Below are 22,993 nucleotides of genomic sequence, written 5' to 3' on the forward strand. Positions count from 1 at the left end.
CACGGCTCGCCACGGTGGCCACGGCGTCTACAATCGAATCGAACCACTCCTTTAACCACCGTCCGGAGAGGCGGAGAAGGGGAACCATGACACAGCGAACAGTGCTGGACGCGCCCGACATCACCCGGGCGATCACCCGCATCGCCCACGAGATCATCGAATCCGACAAGGGCAGCGACAACCTCGTCCTCCTCGGCATCCCGCGCCGCGGCGTCCCTCTGGCGACCAGGCTCGCCGACCAGATCGCCGAGATCTCCGGCGGAGAGACACAGGCGAGCGAGCTCGTCGGCAGCCTCGACATCACGATGTACCGCGATGATCTGCGCGGCGGCTCCTACAGAGCCCCGGAGCCGACGCGGATCCCGAGTGCCGGCATCGACGGCAGGACCGTCGTCCTCGTCGACGATGTGCTCTTCTCCGGTCGCACCATCAGGGCCGCCCTCGATGCCCTCGCCGACCTCGGACGCCCCGCCAAGGTCAGACTCGCCGTCCTCGTCGACAGAGGGCACAGGGATCTGCCGATCCGAGCGGACCATGTCGGCAAGAACCTGCCGACCTCGAGCAGCGAACGCGTCAACGTGTCTCTGGCCGAGATCGACGGCGAGGATGCGGTCACCATCTCGGGAGGTCGCGAATGAAGCACCTGCTCGATACCGCATCCCTGGACCGCGAGTACGCCGTGGCCATCCTCGACATCGCCGAAGAGATGGCGCTGGTCTCCCAGAGGGAGATCAAGAAGCTGCCGGTGCTGCGCGGTCGCACCGTCGTCAACCTCTTCTTCGAAGACTCGACACGGACCCGGCTGTCCTTCGAAGCCGCAGCCAAACGACTCTCCGCCGACGTCCTCAACTTCTCCGCAAAGGGCTCCTCGGTGTCCAAGGGGGAGAGCCTGCAGGACACCATCCAGACCATCTCCGCGATGGGCGCCGACGCCCTCGTCGTCCGCCATTCCGGGGCCGGCACCGCACACCGGCTGGCCCACACCGGCTGGATCGATGTGCCCGTCGTCAACGCCGGAGACGGCACCCACGAACACCCCACCCAGGCACTACTCGACGCCTTCACCCTGCGGCGGGCGCTGAACGGATTCCCCGCCTCGGGGCCGGTCGAGGAAGGACCGCGGGGACGCGCACTCGACGGTGCGAAGGTCGCCATCGTCGGCGACGTCCTGCACTCCCGAGTGGCCAGATCCAATGTCCACCTGCTGGCCCGCCTCGGCGCGGACGTCCACCTCATCGCCCCACCGACCCTGCTGCCCTGGGGTGCGGACACCTGGCCGGTGACCATCCACTACGATCTCGACGAGGCCCTGGCGGCCGAGGACTTCCAGGCCGTGATGATGCTGCGTGTCCAACACGAGCGGATGCATGAGTCGTTCTTCCCCAATGCGCGCGAATACGCCCGGCTGTGGGGACTGAGCGCGGCGCGACTGGCGGCTCTGCCGGCCGAGACCTTCATCATGCACCCGGGACCGATGAACCGCGGATTCGAGATCTCCGCGGCCGCGGCCGACTCACCCCGCGCCCTCGTTCTCGATCAGGTCGAGAACGGAGTGAGCGTGCGCATGGCGGTGCTCTACCGCCTGCTGACAGGTCAGGAGGAGACCAATGACTGACTATCTCATCCGCGGTGCGGACATCCTCGGACGCGGCGCCGGCGACATCGCGATCAAGGACGGTCGCATCGTCGATCCCGACCTCCTCGGTGCCGGAGCGGAGACCGTCGACGCCGCAGGGCTCGTCGCCCTGCCCGGACTCGTCGACATGCACACCCACCTGCGCGAACCGGGCAAGGAAGACGCTGAGACGATCCTCACCGGCTCCCGCTCGGCGGCAGCCGGCGGATACACCTGCGTACACGCCATGGCCAACACAGCGCCGGTGGCCGACACCGCCGGCGTCGTCGAGCAGGTGCACCGGCTGGGCCGCTCCGCCGGCTACACCGAGGTGGTGCCCATCGGCGCAGTGACGATCGGCCTGGCCGGTGAGCAGCTGGCCGAACTCGGAGCCATGGCCCGATCGGCCGCACGCGTGCGGATGTTCTCCGACGATGGCATCTGTGTGTCCGACCCGCTGCTCATGCGCCGGGCGCTCGAATACGTCAAGACCTTCGACGGCATCATCGCCCAGCACGCCCAGGAGCCGCGCCTGACCGAAGGGGCGCAGATGAACGAAGGCACCGTCTCCGCCGAACTCGGACTGCCCGGTTGGCCGGCGGTGGCCGAGGAATCGATCATCGCCCGTGACGTGCTGCTGGCCGAGCACGTCGGCTCCCGACTCCACGTCTGCCACGTCTCCACGGCCGGAAGCGTCGATCTCATCCGGTGGGCGAAGTCGCGCGGCATCCGGGTCACCGCCGAGGTCACCCCGCACCATCTCATGCTCACCGACGAACTGGTGCGCTCCTTCGACCCCGTCTACAAGGTCAACCCGCCGCTGCGCACCGCCGCCGACGTCACGGCCCTGCGCGAGGCACTGGCCGACGGAACCATCGACGTCGTCGGCACCGATCACGCCCCGCACACCGCCGAACACAAGTGCAGCGAATGGACGGCGGCGGCCATGGGCATGGTGGGCATGGAGACGGCGCTGCCGATCGTCGTCGAAGCCATGTCCGACCACGACTTCGACTTCGGCGACCTCGCCCGTGTCATGTCATCGGCCCCTGCCCGGATCACCGGGGCCTCGGGCCATGGCAGCCTCGAGATCGGGGCGAGCGCGAACATCGTGCTCATCGATCCGAACCGGTCGCACACGATCGTGCCCGCCGAACATGCCACGAAGGGACGCAACAATCCCTTCGCCGGTCTGGACGTGGCCACCGACATCACCGACACCTTCTTCTACGGCCACCGGGTCCTTGCCGAAGGCGTTCTCAGCACCCCCCACCCGGCAGGAGCATCATGGACCGACCAGTGAGCGTCATCATCATCGCCGTCGTCTTCCTCCTCGTGATCATCGCGATCACCTGGGGCTGGAGCCGACGCAAACGCAACCAGTCCGATGTCCCGCAGCCGGCCAAGCCGCACATGGGCATCACCCCGCTGTCCGAACCCGTCGAAGGCTCCTACGTCTCGACGACGAAGGCCGGCCATCCGCTCGAACGCGTGGCCGTGCACGGCCTGGGCATCCGCACCACAGGCGAACTCGTCATCACCGACGGGGGAGTGATCATGGACCTGGCCGGACGTGAGGACTTCCTCATTCCCCGCCGCGACATCGTGTCCGTGGACACCACGGCCGGGATGATCGGCAAATTCGTCGAACGCGGCGGAATCGTGCGCATCACCTGGCGCCTCGGCGACACACTCGTCGACACCGGGTTCCGAGCCCGCTACGCCACGAACACCACCCCCACCGTCGAGAGCATCCGCGCAATGATCGAAGAGGCACAATGAGACCTTCCACCACAGCCGCCGTCCTCGTCCTCGAAGACGGCCGAACCTTCCACGGCTCCGCCTACGGCGCGATCGGACAGACCCTGGGCGAAGCGGTCTTCGTCACCGCCATGTCCGGCTACCAGGAGACGCTGACCGACCCGTCCTACCACCGGCAGATCGTCATCCAGACGGCCCCGCACATCGGCAACACCGGCATCAACGACGCCGATGACGAGTCCCGGAAGATCTGGGTCGCCGGCTACGTCGTCCGCGACGCCTCCCGAGTGTCCTCGAACTGGCGTTCCCAGGGCGACCTGGCCACCCGACTCGACGAATCCGGAGTCGTCGGCATCAGCGGCGTCGACACCCGCGCCCTGACCCTGCACCTGCGCGACAAGGGCGCGATGCGGGTGGGCATCTTCTCCGGACCCGCCGCTGAGGCGAGCGAGGCCGAGCTGCTCGAAACGGTCCGCTCCGCGCCCGAGATGGCCGGTGCCCGGCTGGCCGAAGAGGTCTCGGTCACCGAACCCGCACTCGTGCCCGCCCAGGGCGAGAAGCGCTTCAGCGTCGCCGCCGTCGACCTCGGCATCAAGTCGATGACCCCGCAGCGGCTGGCCGAACGCGGCATCGACGTCCACGTGCTGCCCGCGACGGTCACCTTCGAGGAGATCCAGGCACTCGGCGTGGACGGAGTCTTCTTCTCCAACGGTCCCGGCGACCCAGAGACCGCCGATGACCAGGTGGAGCTGCTGCGCGAAGTGCTGGCCGCCCGGATCCCGTTCTTCGGCATCTGCTTCGGCAACCAGCTGCTCGGTCGGGCGCTGGGCTTCGGCACCTATAAGCTGCCCTTCGGACACCGCGGGATCAACGTGCCCGTGATGGACCGCACCACCGACAAGGTGGAGATCACTTCCCAGAACCACGGCTTCGCCGTCGACGCGCCCCTGGACGGAGAGACCCAGGCTCCGCATTCGGCGGACTTCGGTCGCGTCACGGTCTCGCACGTGTGCCTCAACGACGATGTCGTGGAGGGACTGGCCTGCCTCGACATTCCAGCGTTCTCCGTCCAGTTCCACCCCGAAGCCGCAGCCGGGCCGCACGACTCAAGCTACCTCTTCGACCGCTTCATCGACCTCATGTCCGCTTCCCAGGTCGCACAGGCTTAAAAGGAGACCCCATGCCACTCAGACACGATCTCAAGTCCGTCCTCGTCATCGGCTCGGGCCCCATCGTCATCGGTCAGGCCTGCGAATTCGACTACTCGGGCACACAGGCCTGCCGGGTGCTGCGGGCCGAAGGGCTGCGCGTCATCCTCATCAACTCCAATCCGGCGACGATCATGACCGATCCGGACGTCGCCGATGCCACCTATGTCGAACCGATCGACCCCGACATCATCGAATCGATCATCGAGAAGGAACGTCCCGACGCGATCCTGCCGACGCTCGGCGGTCAGACCGCTCTCAACGCGGCCATCGCCCTCCACGATGCGGGCATCCTCGATAAGCACGGCGTCGAGCTCATCGGCGCCGACGTCGAAGCCATCCAACGCGGTGAGGACCGGCAGAAGTTCAAGGACATCGTCGCCGACTGCGGCGCCGAATCAGCCCGCTCCGTCATCTGCCACACCCTCGAAGAGGCGCTGGCCGGTGCCGAGGAGCTCAACTACCCGGTCGTCGTGCGTCCGTCGTTCACGATGGGCGGACTCGGCTCCGGAATGGCCTACAGCGAATCCGATCTGCGCCGCATCGCCGGTGCCGGACTCTCCGACTCCATTACCCACGAAGTACTGCTCGAGGAGTCCATCCTCGGCTGGAAGGAATACGAACTCGAACTCATGCGCGACCACAAGGACAATGTGGTCGTCGTCTGCTCCATCGAGAACGTCGACCCCGTCGGCGTGCACACCGGCGACTCCATCACCGTCGCCCCGTCGTTGACGCTGACCGACCGCGAATACCAGAAGATGCGCGACGTCGGCATCGCCATCATCCGAGCCGTGGGAGTCGACACCGGCGGCTGCAACATCCAGTTCGCCGTGGATCCGAAGACCGGCCGAATCGTCGTCATCGAGATGAACCCGCGCGTCTCGCGCTCGTCTGCTCTGGCCTCGAAGGCCACCGGCTTTCCAATCGCGAAGATGGCGGCGAAGCTCGCCGTCGGCTATTCGCTCGACGAGATCCCCAACGACATCACCCAGGTCACCCCGGCCAGCTTCGAACCGACCCTCGACTACGTCGTGGTCAAGATCCCGCGGTTCACCTTCGAGAAGTTCCCCGCCGCGGACCCGACGCTGACGACGACCATGAAGTCCGTGGGCGAGGTGATGGCGCTGGGCCGCAACTTCACCACCGCCCTGCAGAAGGCGATGCGCTCGATGGAGCAGAAGAATGCCTCGTTCTCCTGGGGCGAGCTTCCCGACATCACCGATGAGGACGTCCGCGAATCCGTTCTCGAGGCCATCTCGCATGCCACCGCCGATCGGATCCACGCGGTCCAGCGCGGCCTGGCCGCGGGACTGAGTGCTGCCGAGGTCTTCGACGCCTGCGAGATCGATCCCTGGTACCTCGACCAGATCCAACTGATCAACGAGGTCGCCGAATACATCGCCGAGGCCGAGGAACTCGACGCCGAGGTGCTCAGGGAGGCGAAGAACCACGGCTTCTCCGATGAGCAGATCGCGGCCCTGCGCAACCTCGACACCAACGTCGTCACCGGGGTCAGGCATGCTCTGCGCCTGCGCCCGGTGTTCAAGACCGTCGACACCTGCGCCGGTGAGTTCGCCGCCCACACCCCGTACCACTACTCGAGCTATGACCTGGAGACCGAGGTCGCCCCCCGCGAGAAGCCGGCCGTGATCATCCTCGGCTCCGGACCGAACCGGATCGGCCAGGGCATCGAATTCGACTACTCGTGCGTGCACGCGACCATGGCGATCTCCGAGGCCGGGTACGAGACCGTCATGGTCAACTGCAACCCGGAGACCGTGTCCACCGACTACGACACCGCCGACCGCCTCTACTTCGAACCCCTGACCTTCGAAGACGTCATGGAGGTCTACCACGCCGAGGCGGCCGCCGGTGAGGTGCTCGGCGTCGTCTGCACCCTCGGCGGGCAGACCCCGCTGGGGCTGGCCGACAAGCTCAAGGCCGCAGGTGTGCCCGTGCTCGGCACTCAGCCCGAAGCCATCGACCTCGCCGAGGACCGCGGCGAGTTCGGAGCGGTCCTCGACCGTGCCGGGCTCACCTCACCCAAGCACGGCACCGCCGTGACCTACGCCGAGGCGGAGAAGATCGCCGAGGAGATCGGCTATCCCGTGCTCGTGCGTCCCTCCTATGTGCTCGGCGGGCGCGGCATGCAGATCGTCTACGATCGCACGCAGCTCGTCGACTACATGGCCACGGCCACGGAGATCTCCGTCGACCGGCCGGTGCTCGTCGACCGCTTCCTCGAGGACGCCATCGAGATCGACGTCGACGCCCTCTATGACGGCGATGACATCTTCATCGGCGGGATCATGGAGCACATCGAGGAGGCCGGCATCCACTCCGGCGACTCGGCCTGCGTGCTGCCGTCCCTGACCCTGGGGGAGGACGTGCTCGAACGCGTCCGCCACGCCACCCTGGCCATCGCCGAGGGCACGAACGTGCGCGGTCTGCTCAATATCCAGTTCGCGATCACCGCCGACGTCCTCCACGTCATCGAGGCCAACCCCCGTGCCTCGCGGACCGTGCCCTTCGTCTCGAAGGCGACCTCGACCCAGCTGGCGAAGGCCGCGGCGCTCATCGCCGTGGGCCGGACGATCGCGGACCTCCGCGGCGGGCTGCTCCCGGAAACCGGCGACGGTTCGACCCTGCCGCTCGATCACCCGATCGCCGTCAAGGAGGCGGTGCTGCCCTTCCGCCGGTTCCGCACCGTCGAGGGCAAGGTCGTTGATTCCGTGCTCGGACCTGAGATGCGCTCGACCGGTGAGGTCATGGGCATCGACCACGACTTCCCGACGGCTTTCGCCAAGGGACTGCTCGGTGCCTCGATCAAGCTGCCGACCTCGGGCACCGTGTTCGTCTCCGTGGCTGATCGCGACAAGCGGGCCATGGTGCTGCCGGTCAAGGAACTCGTCGACATGGGCTTCGACGTCGTCGCCACCACCGGCACGGCCGCGGTGCTCTCCCGCTACGGGATCAGGACCACACAGGTGCACAAGCACTTCGAGGCCGATGCCGAGGACCGCACGATCCTCGACTACCTCGCGGCGGGCACCATCGACATGGTCATCAACGTTCCGTCCGGACGGCAGGAACGCGCCGACGGCTACGAGATCCGGGCCTCGGCGACGGCGAACTCGGTTCCGCTGATCACCACCCTGGCCGAATTCGCTGCGGCCGTGACCTCGCTCGAAGTGGTCAGGGACAAGAAGTTCGGCGTCCGCAGCCTCCAGGACTGGAGCGCCTGATGTTCGGCGACCGGCTGCAGGCGGCGATGGCCGAACACGGACCGCTGTGTGTGGGCATCGACCCGCATGACCATCTCCTCGACGCCTGGGGCCTGCCCTCGAGTGCTGACGGTGTGCGGGAGTTCGGCCTGCGCGTGGTCACGGAGCTCACGGGCAGCGTGGCCGCGGTCAAACCGCAGTCGGCGTTCTTCGAACGCTTCGGCTCCGCCGGGGTCGCCGCGCTCGAGGATACCCTCGTCGCCTGCCGTGAAGCGGGGATCATCAGTGTCCTCGACATCAAACGCGGGGACATCGGGTCGACCATGGGCGCCTACGCCCAGGCCTACCTCGATCCGGCCTCGGCGCTGGCTGCGGATTCGATCACTGTCTCCCCGTTCCTCGGATTCGAGGCCCTGGCTCCGGCCTTCGACCTCGCCGAACGCCACGACCGGGGCGTGTTCGTCCTCGCCCTGACCTCGAATCCCGAAGGTGCCGAGGTCCAGCACGCCCGCCTGGGGGACAAGGCGGTGGCCGCCGCGATCGTCGACCAGGTCGCGGCCCGCAATGCCGCAGGCCCGGGGGAGGCTCTGGGCCGGTTCGGACTCGTCGTCGGGGCCACGATCGGTCAGGCCGCACGGGAACTGGGCATCGATCCCAGTTCCTGCAGGGGACCGATCCTGGCTCCCGGAGTCGGCGCCCAGGGCGCCGGAATCCGTGAGCTGCGCGAGGTCTTCGGTACGCAGGCGATCGCCGGGAACCAGATCCTCGCCACGGCCTCACGGGCCGTGCTCGGGGCCGGACCGCAGGGACTGTGCGGCGCCGCGGAGGCGCTCAACCGTTCACTTCGCAGCACCGACTGAACAGCGGGGCCACCCGGCCGGTCGGGGAGGGCCGACCACCCTGCCACCCGGCCGGCCACCCTGCCGCTCGGCCGGTCGGAACGTGCTGCACACCGGCCCGCTGAGCCGGGCCGGAACGGGCGGAATTCGGCGAATCTGCGCGGGAGTCGAGTTTTCTTCGCCGCATTGCGACAGTGTGCGCAGTTTTGTTTTAGACTGAAGCAACTTCCCTACCTGCCCGTTCATGGTGACAGAGGAGATAATGTGGCACTCGAACCGTTGACCCCACAACAGCGTTCAGCTGCTCTTGACAAGGCCTTCAAGGCGCGTCAGGCGCGAGCCGAGGTCAAGACCGCGCTGAAGAATGGTCAAACCGATCTCGCCGCCGTGCTCAAGAAGGCCGCAGCGGACGAAGCACTCGCAAAGATGCGTGTCCTCGACCTGCTGCGGGCTCTGCCGGGCGTCGGCGACCGGCGTGCCGAAGCGGCCATGGAAGAGGTCGGCATCGCCACCTCCCGACGCATCAAGGGCCTGGGCGTGCACCAGAAGAACGCCCTTTTGGAGAAATACTCCTGAGTATGGCAACAATAGATCTGTGAACAATCGACTCACCGTCCTTGCGGGCCCGACCGCGGTCGGAAAAGGCACCATCAGCACGTATATCCGCGAGCATCACCCTGAGGTCTGGTTCTCGGTGTCGGCAACGACGCGGCCGAGGCGACCCGGCGAAGTCGATGGTGTTCATTATCACTTCATCAGCGACGATGAGTTCGATGCCCTGATCGCCGCCGATGAGCTGCTCGAATTCGCCGTGGTCCACGGCCGCCACCGCTACGGCACGCCGTCACGGCAGGTGCACGACAAACTCGCGCAGGGCTGTCCCGCCCTGCTCGAGATCGACCTGCAGGGAGCGCGCCAGGTCAAGGAGAAGATGCCCGATGCCCGGTTCGTCTTCCTCGCCCCGCCCAGCTGGGAGGAGCTCGTCTCCCGTCTGACCGGACGGGGCACGGAGACCGCCGAGGAGCAGGAGCGCCGACTGGCCACCGCGAAGCGCGAACTCGAGGCGGAATCCGAGTTCGACGTCACCATCGTCAATGCCCACGTTCGCACTGCGGCCGAAGAACTCATATCATTGATGGGTATATCCACTTCCGATTAGATTGGACAGTCCTTGCCTGCACAGCCCGAAGGCATCACGAATCCTCCGATTGACGATCTGCTGACCGTCACCGGATCCAAGTACGAGCTGGTCTCCATCGCGGCGCAGCGCGCCCGCCAGATCAACTCCTATTACGCACAGCTGCAAGAGGGCCTGCTGGAGAACGTCGGACCGCTCGTCACCCCGGGCACCAACGAGAAGCCCCTGTCGATCGCTCTGCGCGAGATCAACGAATCCAAGATCGTCGCCCGGGAGGTCACCGAGGCCGACTTCGCTCCGCTCGCGGAAGAGCCCGTGCAGACCGCACCGGTGAGCAACGACGGCGCGATCGACTTCAGCGACCAGTGAGAACCGTACTCGGCGTCGCCGGTGGAATCGCCGCCTACAAGGCGGCACATGTCATCCGGCGGCTCCGAGAACTCGGCCACAGCGTCAAGGTCGTACCCACGGCCAACGCCCTCGAATTCGTCGGCGCCCCCACTTTCGAGGCTCTGTCCGGCCAGACCGTGAGCACCGACGTCTTCGACGAGGTCGAGTCGGTCAACCATGTGCGCATCGGCCAGGAGGCCGAACTCGTTATCATCGCTCCGGCGACGGCGAATATCATCGCCAAGATCGCCGCCGGCATCGCCGATGACCTCCTCACAGCGACTGTGTTGACCACCACCGCCGAGGTGGTCGTGGCCCCGGCCATGCACACCGAGATGTGGCACAACCCGGCCACCGTCGCCAACATCGCGACCCTGAGACAACGCGGCATCCACGTCCTCGAGCCCGCTGTCGGGCGCCTCACCGGCCCCGATTCCGGCCCCGGTCGCCTGCCCGAACCCGACACCATCGTCGACTTCGCCCTGGCGGCCGCCGACGATGAGTCTTTCGCCGGCCGGACCGCTGATTCCGGTCCGCTGAGCGGCAGACACGTCGCCATCAGTGCCGGCGGCACCCGTGAAGCACTCGACCCGGTCCGCTACCTCGGCAACCGCTCCTCCGGCAAACAGGGCATCGCCCTGGCCAAGGCCGCCGCCGCGGCCGGAGCCGAGGTCGAACTCGTCGCCGCCAATGTCGATTCGGGACTGCTCGTCGGACTCCCCGCCGGAATCACCGTCACCGAGATCGAATCCACACGTCAGCTGCAGACCGCCATGGCATCGGCCCAGACACGCGCCGATGCCCTGATCATGTCCGCCGCCGTCGCCGACTACCGTCCCGCCGAGACCAACGACTCGAAGATGAAGAAGTCCGGCGAGGACGGGCTGACACTCACCCTCGTGCAGAACCCCGATGTGCTCGTCGGACTCGTCGCCGCGCGCAGGCCGGGACAGATCATCGTCGGCTTCGCTGCCGAGACCGGTGACCGCACACACTCGGCGCTGGACTATGCGAAGGACAAATTCCGACGCAAGGGCGCCGACCTCCTCGTCTTCAATGACGTCTCCGAAGATCGCGCCTTCGGCCACGACGACACCGTCGTGCAGATCCTCAGCGCGGACGGTGACGAGGTGCTGGCAGGAGAGGAAGTCCGCGGCAGCAAGGACGATGTTTCGCAAAAGGTCATCGACGCGGTGTCGCGTCAGTTCGAATGCGTAGAATCGACGCCGTGACTCAAACAAATCTTCGCTACTTCTCGTCAGAATCCGTCACCGAGGGACACCCGGACAAGATCTGCGACCAGATCAGTGACGCCGTCCTCGACGATCTGCTCGCCCAGGACCCCAACGCCAAGGTCGCCGTGGAGACCATGGTCACCACCGGACTCGTCCACGTCGCCGGCGAGGTCAACACTGCGGCCTACGCCGATGTCGCAGGCATCGTGCGTCGACTGATCACCGGCATCGGCTACGATTCCTCGGACACCGGCTTCGACGGGCACTCCTGCGGAGTCTCAGTATCGATCGGCAGCCAGTCCACGGACATCCATTCCGGAGTCACGAATCCGCTCGACTTCCGTGAAGCCGTGGAATCGGCCGATCACGGTACCAGCCTCGGCGCCGGTGACCAGGGACTGATGTTCGGCTACGCCGACAACGCCACCGATGTGCTCATGCCGCTGCCCATCCACCTCGCCTCGCGGATGGCCGAGAAGCTCTCTGAAGTCCGCAAGACCGGAGCGCTTGACTACCTCAGACCCGACGGCAAGACCCAGCTGACCCTCGGCTACGACGGCAGCGAGGCCGTGTCGATCGAGAACATCGTCCTCTCCACCCAGCATGCCGCCGATGTCTCTCAGGCTCAGCTGCATGCCGAAGTCAAAGACCTCGTCATCGACCCCGTGATCGCCGATTCGGGTCTCGACACGAGCGGCGTGAACGTCCACATCAACCCGGCCGGCCCCTTCGTCACCGGTGGGCCGATGGGCGATGCCGGACTGACCGGACGCAAGATCATCGTCGACACCTATGGCGGCTACTCCCGCCACGGCGGCGGCGCCTTCTCCGGCAAGGACCCCTCGAAGGTCGACCGTTCGGCCGCCTATGCGATGCGCTGGGTTGCGAAGAACGTCGTCGCCGCCGGACTGGCCGACCGCGCCGAGGTGCAGGTGTCGTACGCCATCGGACGCGTCGAACCGATGGGCCTCTACGTCGAGACCTTCGGCACCGAGAAGGTCGATCCCAACGCCATCTCACGGGCCATCCGTGAGGTCTTCGATCTCCGTCCGGCGATGATCATCCAGGAACTCAACCTGCTGCGTCCGATCTACTCCCAAACCTCGACCTACGGCCACTTCGGCCGCGAGCTGCCCGATTTCACCTGGGAGGTCACGGACCGCGCCGACGCTCTGCTGCGCGCCGTGTCCGCGAACTGATTCCCCGGCCGGGCACCGTGGACGAACCCCTCCCGATCGACACCGGCACCACCGCCGAAGGCCAGGTGCCGCTGGCGGCCGATGCCCCCGTGGGGCGCGTGCTCATCGACCATCCGGTGCCCCACCTGGCCCGAGTCTTCGACTACGCGATCCCGGAGAAGCTCGCCGAGGCGGCCGTCCCCGGAGTGCGTGTGCGAGTGAAGTTCGCCGGTCGTCTCCGCGACGGCTTCCTCCTCGAAAGGGTCGAGACCTCCGAGCACCTCGGCCCGCTGGCGACGATCCAACGCATCACGAGTCCGCTCGTCGTCCTGACTCCCGAGCTGCTGGCTCTCTGTGAGGCCGTGACCAGGCGGTATGCGGGGACTCTCTCCGATGTGCTGCGGCTGGCGATCCCGCCTCGGCACGCCCGGGCGGAGAAGGCCGTGCTCAGAACCGACCGCAATCGATCCAAGCCGAAGAAGGCCGCGGCCGTCACCGCGGGTACTGCGAGAACCGCGGATACCGCGGATTCCGGGGACACCGGAGCCGATGCCGAGGTCCCCGCACATGGTGACGGACTGCTCGACCGCCTCGGCGAATGGGTGGTCACCGGGCTGCCGGACGGGGACGGCCCCGCTGCTGAGAACCCTCGGCTCGCTCTGTGCTGCGTGCCCGGTGAGCATCCCGGACTCGAGTGGATCCGAGCGGGACTCGAAGCGGCGCGCGCAACCTTGGCCGCGGGACGATCCGTGCTGTGGCTCGTGCCCGACCATCGCGAATTGGCCGTGCTCAGCGCCGCCCTCGACGCCGCCGCGGTCAACGCCGCTGCGCTTGAGACCGGGGAAACTGAGACCGGCGAAGCCGACGCCATCGGTCCCTTTGACTATGCGGTGCTCAGCGCCGATCAGTCTCCCGAGCAGCGGTGGACGGCGTGGCTCGAGGGACTCCTCGGACACAGTCGGCTGCTCATCGGCACTCGTGCCGCGGCCTTCGCGCCGATGCCCGATCTGGGCCTGATCATCTGCACGAACGACTCCGATTCGAACTACCTCGACCAGCACGCCCCCTACCCGCACGCCCGCGAGGTCAGCCTGCTGCGATCGACGATCGAGAGCTGCGGCGTGTTCTTCGTCTCCACCGACCGCAGCGCCGAGGTGCAGCGTCTCGTCGAGATCGGCTGGCTGAGCGACATCACCCCGGGAGGACCGCCTCGGCGCAGCGCGGCTCCGCTCGTCTTCGTCCCCGACGAAGACCGAGACCCCTTCGCCTTCCAGCGCATTCCCTCGCGGGCCTGGCAGATCATGCGCAGCGCCCTGCGTCCCGGACCGAAGGACACCCACGCCGCCGGCCCGGTCCTCGTCCAGGTTCCCCGCTCCGGCTACTATCCCGTCTTCGCCTGCGCCCGCTGCCACGAGGTCGCGCGGTGCCCGCAGTGCTCGGCGACCCTGACCACCCAATCCGAGACCGGCCCCTTCGCCTGCCGGCGCTGCGGACACCACTCGGAGACCTTCACCTGCACCCGGTGCCGGTCCCACCAGGTGCGGTCGATCGTGCGCGGTCGCGGGCGCACCGTCGAAGAGCTGCGCCGCGCACTGCCCGGCATCGAGATCCTCGAATCCGGGGGAGAGGACATCTCCACCGTCATCGACGACGTCCCGCGCCTCGTCGTCGCCACCACCGGAGCCGAACCCTATGCCCTCGGTGGATACGCCGCCGCGATCCTGCTCGACTCCCTGTGGCCCGGCCCCTGGATGCGATCGATCGACGAAGGTGTGGCGCGCCGCCTCCGGGCAGCCGTGCTCGTGCGCTCACGTGAGAACGGGGGAGCCGTCTACCTCGGCGATGCCGATGAGGCGATCCGGGCCACGGTGACCGGATTCGACCCGGCCACGTTCATGTCCCGGCAGCTGGCCGACCGCCGGGAACTCGGTTTCCCGCCGTATCGGCGCATCGTCGAACTCACCGGGTCGGGAACCGAGATCGACTCCGTGATCGCCGAGGTCGGCGCCGAGGTGGAAGAGCTCGAGGAGCTCATCCAAGATGAGGACGAGGGAACCCAGAAGGCCGTGGCCGCCTACCCGATCTCGGCCGGAGATCGGGTCGGATCCCGACTGGCCGCCATCACCGCGGCACGGTCGGCGAAGAAGCAGCCGCAGGTGCGCGTGCGCATCGACGATCCCCGGTCACTGTGACCGCAGGGTGAACAAGTAGAATCCTGTCTCGTGGATATCGTCTTCGCCGGAACACCGGAAGCCGCAGTGCCGGCACTAGAGGCCCTCGCCGCATCCGAGCATCGGATCCGCGCGGTCCTCACCCGCCCCGATGCCCCGGTCGGCCGCAGACGCGTGCTCACCCCCTCACCGGTCAAGGCCCGCGCCCTCGAACTCGGCCTCGAGGTCATCGAAGCCGGACGCCTGCGCGGTGAGGTCATCGCGCAGCTGCGCGACCTCGATGTCGATGCCGTGGCCGTCGTCGCCTACGGCGCCATCGCCGGACCCGCCGCACTCGCCACGGCCCGCCTGGGATGGTTCAACCTCCACTTCTCCCTCCTGCCTGCCCACCGCGGAGCCGCGCCCGTGCAGCGGGCCCTCATCGCCGGGGAGACCCGCAGCGGAGTCAGCGTCTTCCGCATCGACGAAGGCATGGACACCGGCCCCGTGCTGCGTCGTCGCGAGCTCGCCCTCGACCAGCCCGATGTGGCGACCGCCCTGGACGACTATGCCCATGCCGGTGCCGGCGAACTCGTCGCCGCCTTCGACGACCTCGCCGCCGGCACCGCCGACTTCACCGAACAGGCGGCGCTCATCGACGCCGGGGAAGCGGCGAGCCACGCCGAGAAGATCACCGTCGACGACGCCCATCTCGACTTCACCCACACCGCCGAAGCGATCATCGACCGCTCCCGCGGCACCAGCCCCGCGCCCGGCCCCTGGGCCGAGATCTCCGGCAAGCGCACCAAAATCTTCGGACTCGGCCCAGCTGTCGAGGTCGACATCCAACCCGAACCCGGGCTGCTGACGACTCGAGACAGGACCGCAGTGCTCGGCTGCGGGGACGGCTGGATCGCCGTCGCCGAGATCCAGCCGTTCGGGAAGGCCCGGATGGCGGCCGTGGACTTCCTCCGCGGCCACGGCGAGGTCCGATTCGATCCCGTCGAGGCCGAACCGGACCCCGCCGACACCGAGTCCACCAGCACCGAAGTACCCGACCCGAGAGCGTGAGGCCCATGGCCGAGAACAAGCACCCCAGGAACCGGCCCCGCCGGGACGAGTCGAACGATCGGGCTCGCAGGGACGCACCGAAGAACCTGCCGCGGCGCATCGCCTGGGAGGTCCTCATCGATGTCGCGGAGAAGGACTCCTACGCGAACCTGCTGCTGCCGGCGAAGCTCGCGCGCACCCACCTCGGCGTCCAGGACGCGGCCCTGACCACGGAGCTGACCTACGGAGCGCTGCGCCAGCAGGAGTTCTATGACCGGATCATCGCGCGGGCCGCGAACCGGGAGATCGCCACGATCGATCCCGAACCTCTGGCCGCGATGCGCCTCGGCGCCCACCAGATCCTGTCGATGCGCATCCCCGACCACGCCGCCCTGTCCGAGACGGTCGCCGTGGTCAAGAGGTACGCACCGAAGACCGCCGGGTTCGTCAACGCCGTGCTGCGCCGGGTCTCGGAGGTGACCCGTGAGGACTGGCTGTCCCGCGTCACCGACGGCGCCGATGAACTGAGCACTCGCTCCATCGAGTACTCCCATCCCGAATGGATCGTCCGGGCCCTGACCCAAGCGCTCAAAGGCCACGGCCGCGACGCCGCCGAACTCGATGAGCTGCTGGCCGCGGACAATGCCGCCGCCAAGGTCAGCGTCACCGCCCTCCCCGGACTCATCGACCGGGCGGACCTGCCCGGCGAACCGACGCCGTTCTCACCCATCGGCGTCACCCTCGACACCGCAGTGCCGAAGGACCTCCCGGCCGTCGCCGACGGTCGCGCTCGGGTCCAGGACGAAGGGTCCGCCCTCGTCGCCCTCGCCCTGGCCCACCTCGACGCCCCGGCAGGTGACTGGGCCGATCTGTGTGCAGGGCCCGGCGGCAAGGCCGCCATCCTCGGTGCCGTGGCGCGGCAGTCCGGCACCGGACTCGCCGCCTTCGACTCGAGCGAACACCGTGTCGAACTCGTCCGCAGCTCCACCCAGGCTCTCGACAACGTCACCGCCGAGCTGCAGGACGGCCGCCAGGCGAGCGGACCCTATGCGAAGGTCCTCGTCGACGTCCCCTGCTCCGGCCTCGGTGCGCTGCGCCGCCGTCCCGAAGCCCGCTACCGACGCCGACCCGCCGACATCAACGCTCTCGCCGGTCTGCAGCGCGAACTGCTCACCGCCGCCCTCGACGCCGCAGCACCCGGGGGCGTCGTCGCGTATTCGACCTGCTCCCCGCACTATGCGGAGACCGTCCTCGTCGTCGACGATGTGCTGCGCGAACGTGCGAAGAACCAGGAGGCGAACATCGAGATCCTCGACGCACCCGCGGTCTTCGCCGAACTCACCGGAGCCGAATCCGGCGAGTCCGCCACAGCCGCCGCCTCGTTCGCCTCGGTGAGCAGAGGGGACGGGCGGTACGCTCAGCTGTGGCCCCATCTCCACAACACAGACGGCATGTTCCTGGCACTCCTGCGGAAGGCGAACTGAATTGTCCATCGAGATCAACCCCAGCATCCTGTCCTCGGACTTCTCCGACCTGCGCGGGGAGCTGGCCCGGATCAGCACCGCCGACATGGCCCACATCGACGTCATGGACAACCATTTCGTCCCCAACCTCACCTTCGGCCCCCCGGTGGTCGAACGGATCCAGGCGATCAGCCCGATCCCGCTCGACGCCCACCTGATGATCGCCGATGCCGACCGCAACGCCCCCGTCTATGCGGAGCTCGGCTGCGCCTCGGTGACCTTCCACGCCGAGGCGGCCGCCGCCCCCGTGCGCCTGGCCCGGGAGCTGCGGAAGCTGGGTGCCAAGGCCAGCCTCGCGCTCAAACCCGCCACCCCGATCGAACCCTTCGTCGACCTCCTCGGCGAATTCGACCAGATCCTCATCATGACCGTCGAACCCGGATTCGGGGGACAGAAGTTCCTCGACGTGTGCCTGCCGAAGATCCGCCGCACCCGTGAGGCGATCTCCGCAGCCGGACTCGAGATCAAGCTGCAGGTCGACGGGGGAGTCTCGGCATCGACCATCGACCGGGTCGTCGACGCCGGCGCCGATGTGCTCGTCGCCGGATCCGCCGTCTACGGTGCCGAGGACGCCGCCGGAGCCATCGCCGAACTGCGCGAGCTCGCCGCCGCCCACGCTCACTGAGCTCAGCCCATGGACATCCTCGACTGGCTCAACACCCCGGCGTTCGAACTGCTGGGCAACCCGGTGCCCTACTCCGATCTGTTCGGCAACATCTGCGCCCTGGCCACCGTGGTCCTCGCGCTGCGGCGGAACATCCTGTCCTGGCCGGTGCAGATCCTCGGCTCCATCCTGCTGCTGAGCGCGAGCATCTCCGCGGGACTCGGCGGCAATGCCTCCCGCCAGGTCGTCATCATCGTCGCCGCCGTCTGGGGCTGGACCCAGTGGAGGAAGTCACGCGAATCCGCCGGTGAGGTCATCGTCCGCTGGGCGAGCTGGAAGGAACGGCTCCTGCTCATCGCCGCCCTCCTGATCGGCACCGGCGTCTTCGGCTTCGTCCTCGCCCTCGGCGGCTGGTCCTGGAACCCGTACCCGGACGCCTACATCTTCATCGGCTCGCTCGTGGCCATGTACGCCCAGGGCCGGGCGATCGTCGAATTCTGGTTCGTGTGGCTCGCCGTCGACCTCGTCGGCATCCCGCTGGCCGTGGCCGGCGGTCTCGTCTTCTCCGGCGCCGTCTACCTGATCTTCCTCGTCATGGTCGTCCTCGGCTTCCTCGACTGGTCGAAGAGGTCACGGCAGACGATCTCGGCGCCCCACCTCGGCGCCACCGACATCAACCGCGAACCCGGGGACTGAGACCACGGATCCGGGGACTGAGACGCAGATGACGGACACCGGGTGCCGGGGCGTCCAGGTCGATGCATTAGGCTGGAGAAGTGAAGACCTTTGACTCGCTCTACGCCGAACTTCTGCAGAAATCCCTTGATCGCCCCGATGGTTCGAAGACCGTCGCGGAGCTCGACGCCGGAGTCCATGCGATCGGGAAGAAGGTCGTGGAGGAGGCCGCCGAGGTGTGGATGGCCGCCGAATACGAGACCAAGGACGACCTCGCCGAGGAGATCTCTCAGCTGCTCTACCATGTGCAGGTGATGATGGTCGCCAAGGGCTTGAGCCTCGACGACGTCAACACCCACCTCTGACCCCCACGACCGACCCAGGACCACAAAGGGACAACATGCTGCGTGTAGCCGTGCCGAACAAAGGCGCCCTGTCCGAAGCCGCCTCCGAGATGCTCAGCGAGGCCGGATACTCCACCCGCCGAGGCAGCAAGACCCTCGTCCATCAGGACGAGGTCAACGGGGTCGAGTTCTTCTACCTGCGCCCCCGCGACATCGCCATCTACGTCGGATCCGGCATCCTCGACGCCGGGATCACCGGTCGTGACCTGCTGCTCGAATCCCAGGCCGAGGCCCAAGAGGTCATCGGACTCGGCTTCGGCGCCTCCCGCTTCTTCTACGCCGGGACCAGCGGCAGCTTCACCTCGCCGGAGCAGCTGGCCGGTGCGCGCATCGCCACCAGCTTCCCCAACCTCGTCGAATCCGATCTCCGCTCCCGCGGCATCGACGCCTCCACCGTTCAACTCGACGGCGCCATCGAGGTGTCCATCCAGCTCGGCGTCGCCGATGCCATCGCCGATGTCGTCGAGACCGGCAGCACCCTGCGTGCTGCGGGACTCGAGACCTTCGGCGAACCCCTGCTCGAATCCGAGGCCGTGCTGATCCAGCGCGACGGCGCAGCTGAGAGGATCGGCGTGCTCAAGCGGCGGCTCGAATCCGTCATGGTCGCCCGCCAGTACGTGCTCGTCGACTACAACATCGAAGAGCGCCTCGTGCCCGAAGCGATCTCGCTGACCCCCGGTCTCGAATCACCGACCATCTCCCCGCTGCAGGAGACTGGCTGGGTGGCCGCCCGCGTGATGGTCGAAGCCAAAGAGGTCAACAACGTCATGGACCGGCTCTACGACGTCGGTGCCCGTGCGATTCTGGTGACGAACATTGGCGCCTGCCGAATCTGATCTCCGGACCTTCCGTCCCCGACAGGTGCGCATCATCAGCATCGTCGGAGCAATCGCCGTGTTCGTGGGCTTCAGCGTGCTCTCCGTGGCACTCCTCATCGTGGACTGGAAACCCTGGACGGGTCTGGACATGATATGGATGAACGTGTTGGGCATCGTCTTCGCGGCCGCACTGCTGCGCATCGCCGACATCCAGGCCCGTCCGTCCGAGACTGGCCTGGTGGTGAAGAACATGGTGCGGACCCGGACCCTCGAATGGGGCCAGATCCTCGGCGTCACGTTCTCGCCCGAAGGCGACGACCCGTGGCCGATCCTCGACCTCACGGACGGGACGACCACTCCGGTGATGGCGATCCAGCACGCGGACGGGGCCCGAGCCCACGAGGAATGCGCACGACTGCGTCAGCTCATCGCTGAATGGACCCGATTCAAGGAGGACTAGGAATGGCTAAGGACACACCCACCGGCACTGATGGGCCGCTGAGCGGATACACCGTCATCGATCTCTCCCGAGCACTCGCCGGCCCGCACGCCGGAATGATGTTCGGCGACCTCGGCGCCCGAGTGATCAAGGTCGAGAACCCGGGCAAGGGTGATGACTCCCGATCCTGGGGCCCGCCCTTCGTCGGGCCCGAAGACGATCCGCAGGCCACCTACTTCTTCTCCTGCAACCGCAACAAGGAATCCATCGCCCTCGATCTCAAATCCGAGACGGGCAAGGACACGCTGCGCGAACTCATCTCCCGCGCCGATGTGCTCATCGAGAACTTCCGCTCCGGCGTCCTCGATCGCCTCGGCTTCTCCACCGGGGTGTGCATGGAGATCAACCCGCGCCTGGTCATCCTCTCGATCACCGGGTTCGGCCACGACGGACCCGAAGCCTCCCGCGCCGGCTACGACCAGATCGCGCAGGGAGAGGCCGGACTGATGTCGCTGACCGGCTCTGGACCCGATGACATGCAGCGCGTCGGTGTGCCGATCGCTGACCTGCTCGCCGGCATCTACGGCTCTTACGGAGTCCTGGCCGCCCTCCTCGAACGCGAACGCACCGGGAAGGGAAAGGTGGTGCGAACCTCGCTCATCGCCGGGATGGTTGGCGTCCACGCCTTCCAGGGCACGCGCGCCACCGTGGCGGGGGAGAACCCGCAGCCCGGCGGCAACCACCACCCCTCGCTCTCGCCCTACGGCCTGTTCAAGTGCCGCGACGGTGCGGTCCAGATCTCCGTGGGCAACGAGAACCTGTGGCAGAAGTTCTGTACCGCCTTCGACATCGACCCGGCGACCGAGGGTCTGGCCGACAACGCCTCCCGAGTGGCGAACCGGCCGGCGCTCATCGACCTCATCGAATCGAAGTTCGGTGAGTTCGACTCCGCAGACCTGCTGGCCAAGCTCACCGCCGCGGGCATCCCCTCGGGCACCGTGCGCACCCTCGAAGAGGTCTACGACTGGGATCAGGCACTCAGCCAGGGGCTCAAGGTCTCCGTCGACCACCCCGTCCTCGGCGACATCGACCTGCCCGGTCCGCCGCTGCGGTTCTTCGACGCCGCGGGCGAGGCCGAGGTCGAGACCACGCGCACCAGCCACGAGGCTCCGCCGCTGCTCGATGAGGATGCCGACACGATCCTCGCGTGGTTGGACTCCGAGGACTGAGATGGCACGTCTGAACGCACACGAACTCGTCGACATCGTCCTCGACGCCGGCTCGTTCACCTCCTGGGACACCGAGCCGATCACTCCGGCCGGCGGGATCTCCGATGAGTATGCCGCCGAGTTGGAAGCGGCGCGGGAGAAGTCCGGGGTCGACGAGGCGATCATCACCGGTGAGGGCACTATCCAGGGACGCCGAGTGGCCGTCGTCGCCGGAGAGTTCCGGTTCCTCGCCGGGTCCATCGGTGTCGCCGCCGCCCAGCGTCTCGTCGACGCCATCGAGCGGGCCACCCTCGAGGGGCTGCCGCTGCTGGCCGGTCCCGCTTCCGGGGGCACGCGCATGCAGGAGGGCACGATCGCCTTCCTGTCGATGGTCAAGATCACCAATGCCGTCGTCGCGCACCGCCGGGCCGGACTGCCCTACCTGGTCTACCTGCGCCATCCCACCACCGGCGGCGTCTTCGCCTCCTGGGGATCGCTGGGCCACGTCACTGTCGCGGAGCCGGGTTCTCTCATCGGATTCCTCGGTCCCCGCGTGTTCGAGGCCATCTACGGGGAGAAGTTCCCCGAGAACGTCCAGACCGGGGAGAACCTGCACAAGAACGGGATCATCGACGCCGTGATCGGACCCGAGCGGATCCAGACGACCGTCGCCCGGGTCCTCGATGTCCTCATGGGAGCCAAAGAGGTTCCCGCCCGAGTGGCCGATCCCGACACCTCGCCGGCGGTCATCGACGCCGAGTCGGACGCTTGGGAGTCGATCGTCCGGTCTCGCAAACCCGAACGTCCGGGAGTCCGCGACCTGCTGCGGACGGCCGCGAACACCGTGCTGCCGCTCAACGGGACCGGAGAAGGGGAGAAGGATCCGGGACTGCTGCTGGCCTTGGCCAAATTCGGCTCCGCCCCCTGCATCGTCCTAGGACAGGACCGGTTCCGACAGGACTCCCGTGCCCCGCTCGGACCCGCCGCTCTGCGTGAGGCCCGCCGCGGCATGCGCCTGGCCGCCGAACTCGATCTGCCGCTCGTGACGGTCATCGACACCCCCGGTGCCGCTCTGTCCAAATCCGCCGAGGAGGGCGGCATCGCCGGTGAGATCGCCCGCAGCCTCGCCGAGCTGGCGAATCTCGACGCTCCCTCGGTGTCGCTCATCCTCGGTGAGGGCTCCGGGGGCGGAGCCCTGGCGCTGATTCCCGCTGATCGGGTGCTCAGCGCCGAACACGGGTGGCTCTCACCGCTGCCGCCCGAAGGTGCCTCCGCGATCGTGCACAGGACGACCGAACGCGCCCCCGAGATGGCCCAGAGCCAGGGCGTGCATGCGCCGATGCTCAAGGCCACCGGGGTCGTCGATCGGATCATCGCCGAACACCCCGACGCGAGCGAGGAACCGCTCGACTTCGTCGCTCGGGTCGGTGCGACACTGGAGTACGAACTCATCGAACTGATGCGCGAACCGTCCGAACGCCGTATCGCACGGCGGATGGAACGGTACCGGACTCTGGGAATCTAGGAGAAG

22 protein-coding genes are annotated in these 22,993 nt (G+C 67.5%); all 22 read left to right on the plus strand.

Annotation, left to right across the window (positions count from 1 at the left end; genetic code table 11):
- Positions 1–86 precede the first annotated feature (86 nt).
- The 22 genes from pyrR to ACH82I_RS01240 all read left to right on the plus strand — a co-directional run bounded on the left by pyrR (position 87) and on the right by ACH82I_RS01240 (position 22,987).
- Positions 87–638, plus strand: a complete 552-nt coding sequence (gene pyrR, locus ACH82I_RS01135) for a bifunctional pyr operon transcriptional regulator/uracil phosphoribosyltransferase PyrR (protein WP_230744150.1) — start codon at positions 87–89, stop codon at positions 636–638.
- The gene (locus ACH82I_RS01140; RefSeq protein WP_413334938.1) at positions 635–1,615 is read left to right on the plus strand and encodes an aspartate carbamoyltransferase catalytic subunit; all 981 of its coding nucleotides are present in this window, start codon (positions 635–637) and stop codon (positions 1,613–1,615) included. The genes pyrR and ACH82I_RS01140 overlap by 4 nt, the downstream gene beginning before the upstream one ends.
- Positions 1,608–2,918 carry a dihydroorotase gene (locus tag ACH82I_RS01145; protein ID WP_413334940.1) on the plus strand — a complete coding sequence of 437 codons (1,311 nt, stop codon included), beginning with the start codon at positions 1,608–1,610 and terminating at the stop codon, positions 2,916–2,918. Before ACH82I_RS01140 ends, ACH82I_RS01145 begins: the two co-directional genes overlap by 8 nt.
- On the plus strand, positions 2,903–3,397 hold the full coding sequence (locus ACH82I_RS01150; protein WP_413334942.1) for a hypothetical protein: 495 nt from the start codon (positions 2,903–2,905) through the stop codon (positions 3,395–3,397). Before ACH82I_RS01145 ends, ACH82I_RS01150 begins: the two co-directional genes overlap by 16 nt.
- Entirely contained in the window at positions 3,394–4,545 is a 1,152-nt protein-coding gene (gene carA / locus ACH82I_RS01155; RefSeq protein WP_413334944.1) for a glutamine-hydrolyzing carbamoyl-phosphate synthase small subunit, read from the plus strand. The genes ACH82I_RS01150 and carA overlap by 4 nt, the downstream gene beginning before the upstream one ends.
- A gap of 11 nt (positions 4,546–4,556) precedes the next feature.
- Positions 4,557–7,832, plus strand: a complete 3,276-nt coding sequence (gene carB / locus ACH82I_RS01160; RefSeq protein ID WP_413334946.1) for a carbamoyl-phosphate synthase large subunit — start codon at positions 4,557–4,559, stop codon at positions 7,830–7,832.
- On the plus strand, positions 7,832–8,671 hold the full coding sequence (gene pyrF, locus ACH82I_RS01165) for an orotidine-5'-phosphate decarboxylase (RefSeq protein WP_413334948.1): 840 nt from the start codon (positions 7,832–7,834) through the stop codon (positions 8,669–8,671). Before carB ends, pyrF begins: the two co-directional genes overlap by 1 nt.
- A gap of 243 nt (positions 8,672–8,914) precedes the next feature.
- Positions 8,915–9,226 carry an integration host factor, actinobacterial type gene (gene mihF, locus ACH82I_RS01170; protein WP_230744143.1) on the plus strand — a complete coding sequence of 104 codons (312 nt, stop codon included), beginning with the start codon at positions 8,915–8,917 and terminating at the stop codon, positions 9,224–9,226.
- 19 nt (positions 9,227–9,245) lie between these two features.
- Positions 9,246–9,809: a guanylate kinase gene (gmk, locus tag ACH82I_RS01175; protein WP_230744142.1), complete on the plus strand. Its 564-nt coding sequence runs from the start codon at positions 9,246–9,248 to the stop codon at positions 9,807–9,809.
- 12 nt (positions 9,810–9,821) lie between these two features.
- Positions 9,822–10,157, plus strand: coding sequence for a DNA-directed RNA polymerase subunit omega (gene rpoZ, locus ACH82I_RS01180; protein ID WP_230744141.1), 336 nt, complete (start codon positions 9,822–9,824; stop codon positions 10,155–10,157).
- Positions 10,154–11,410, plus strand: coding sequence for a bifunctional phosphopantothenoylcysteine decarboxylase/phosphopantothenate--cysteine ligase CoaBC (gene coaBC / locus ACH82I_RS01185; RefSeq protein WP_413334951.1), 1,257 nt, complete (start codon positions 10,154–10,156; stop codon positions 11,408–11,410). The genes rpoZ and coaBC overlap by 4 nt, the downstream gene beginning before the upstream one ends.
- The gene (gene metK / locus ACH82I_RS01190) at positions 11,407–12,612 is read left to right on the plus strand and encodes a methionine adenosyltransferase (RefSeq protein ID WP_413334953.1); all 1,206 of its coding nucleotides are present in this window, start codon (positions 11,407–11,409) and stop codon (positions 12,610–12,612) included. Before coaBC ends, metK begins: the two co-directional genes overlap by 4 nt.
- Before the next feature lie 17 nt (positions 12,613–12,629).
- The gene (locus ACH82I_RS01195) at positions 12,630–14,783 is read left to right on the plus strand and encodes a primosomal protein N' (protein WP_413334954.1); all 2,154 of its coding nucleotides are present in this window, start codon (positions 12,630–12,632) and stop codon (positions 14,781–14,783) included.
- A gap of 30 nt (positions 14,784–14,813) precedes the next feature.
- On the plus strand, positions 14,814–15,812 hold the full coding sequence (locus ACH82I_RS01200) for a methionyl-tRNA formyltransferase (protein WP_413334956.1): 999 nt from the start codon (positions 14,814–14,816) through the stop codon (positions 15,810–15,812).
- A gap of 5 nt (positions 15,813–15,817) precedes the next feature.
- Positions 15,818–17,275 (plus strand): RsmB/NOP family class I SAM-dependent RNA methyltransferase, encoded by a 1,458-nt coding sequence (locus ACH82I_RS01205; RefSeq protein ID WP_230744136.1) that lies wholly within the window; start codon positions 15,818–15,820, stop codon positions 17,273–17,275.
- 1 nt (position 17,276) lies between these two features.
- Positions 17,277–17,939 carry a ribulose-phosphate 3-epimerase gene (rpe, locus tag ACH82I_RS01210; protein WP_230744135.1) on the plus strand — a complete coding sequence of 221 codons (663 nt, stop codon included), beginning with the start codon at positions 17,277–17,279 and terminating at the stop codon, positions 17,937–17,939.
- Positions 17,940–17,948: 9 nt separating this feature from the next.
- Positions 17,949–18,614, plus strand: a complete 666-nt coding sequence (locus tag ACH82I_RS01215; RefSeq protein ID WP_230744134.1) for a nicotinamide mononucleotide transporter family protein — start codon at positions 17,949–17,951, stop codon at positions 18,612–18,614.
- An 80-nt stretch (positions 18,615–18,694) separates the two neighbouring features.
- Positions 18,695–18,958, plus strand: coding sequence for a phosphoribosyl-ATP diphosphatase (locus ACH82I_RS01220; protein ID WP_413334959.1), 264 nt, complete (start codon positions 18,695–18,697; stop codon positions 18,956–18,958).
- Between the two features lie 35 nt (positions 18,959–18,993).
- Complete coding sequence (gene hisG / locus ACH82I_RS01225) at positions 18,994–19,833, plus strand: ATP phosphoribosyltransferase (protein WP_230744132.1); 840 nt, start codon at positions 18,994–18,996, stop codon at positions 19,831–19,833.
- A gap of 25 nt (positions 19,834–19,858) precedes the next feature.
- Positions 19,859–20,275, plus strand: coding sequence for a PH domain-containing protein (locus ACH82I_RS01230; protein ID WP_230744131.1), 417 nt, complete (start codon positions 19,859–19,861; stop codon positions 20,273–20,275).
- A 2-nt stretch (positions 20,276–20,277) separates the two neighbouring features.
- Positions 20,278–21,483: a CaiB/BaiF CoA transferase family protein gene (locus ACH82I_RS01235; protein WP_230744130.1), complete on the plus strand. Its 1,206-nt coding sequence runs from the start codon at positions 20,278–20,280 to the stop codon at positions 21,481–21,483.
- A 1-nt stretch (position 21,484) separates the two neighbouring features.
- On the plus strand, positions 21,485–22,987 hold the full coding sequence (locus ACH82I_RS01240) for an acetyl-CoA carboxylase carboxyltransferase subunit alpha/beta (protein WP_230744129.1): 1,503 nt from the start codon (positions 21,485–21,487) through the stop codon (positions 22,985–22,987).
- Positions 22,988–22,993: the final 6 nt, after the last annotated feature.

The organism is Brevibacterium sp. GP-SGM9 (assembly GCF_047300845.1).
Lineage (GTDB): Bacteria > Actinomycetota > Actinomycetes > Actinomycetales > Brevibacteriaceae > Brevibacterium.

Bases quoted from the DNA above. Each gene is read 5' to 3' on its own strand.
- pyrF (WP_413334948.1), top strand. From the start codon at position 7,832: ATGTTCGGCGACCGGCTGCAGGCGGCGATGGCCGAACACGGACCGCTG.
- carA (WP_413334944.1), top strand. From the start codon at position 3,394: ATGAGACCTTCCACCACAGCCGCCGTCCTCGTCCTCGAAGACGGCCGA.
- ACH82I_RS01140 (WP_413334938.1), top strand. From the start codon at position 635: ATGAAGCACCTGCTCGATACCGCATCCCTGGACCGCGAGTACGCCGTG.
- ACH82I_RS01205 (WP_230744136.1), top strand. From the start codon at position 15,818: ATGGCCGAGAACAAGCACCCCAGGAACCGGCCCCGCCGGGACGAGTCG.
- carB (WP_413334946.1), top strand. From the start codon at position 4,557: ATGCCACTCAGACACGATCTCAAGTCCGTCCTCGTCATCGGCTCGGGC.
- pyrR (WP_230744150.1), top strand. From the start codon at position 87: ATGACACAGCGAACAGTGCTGGACGCGCCCGACATCACCCGGGCGATC.
- ACH82I_RS01150 (WP_413334942.1), top strand. From the start codon at position 2,903: ATGGACCGACCAGTGAGCGTCATCATCATCGCCGTCGTCTTCCTCCTC.
- hisG (WP_230744132.1), top strand. From the start codon at position 18,994: ATGCTGCGTGTAGCCGTGCCGAACAAAGGCGCCCTGTCCGAAGCCGCC.
- ACH82I_RS01145 (WP_413334940.1), top strand. From the start codon at position 1,608: ATGACTGACTATCTCATCCGCGGTGCGGACATCCTCGGACGCGGCGCC.
- ACH82I_RS01215 (WP_230744134.1), top strand. From the start codon at position 17,949: ATGGACATCCTCGACTGGCTCAACACCCCGGCGTTCGAACTGCTGGGC.
- ACH82I_RS01240 (WP_230744129.1), top strand. From the start codon at position 21,485: ATGGCACGTCTGAACGCACACGAACTCGTCGACATCGTCCTCGACGCC.
- ACH82I_RS01235 (WP_230744130.1), top strand. From the start codon at position 20,278: ATGGCTAAGGACACACCCACCGGCACTGATGGGCCGCTGAGCGGATAC.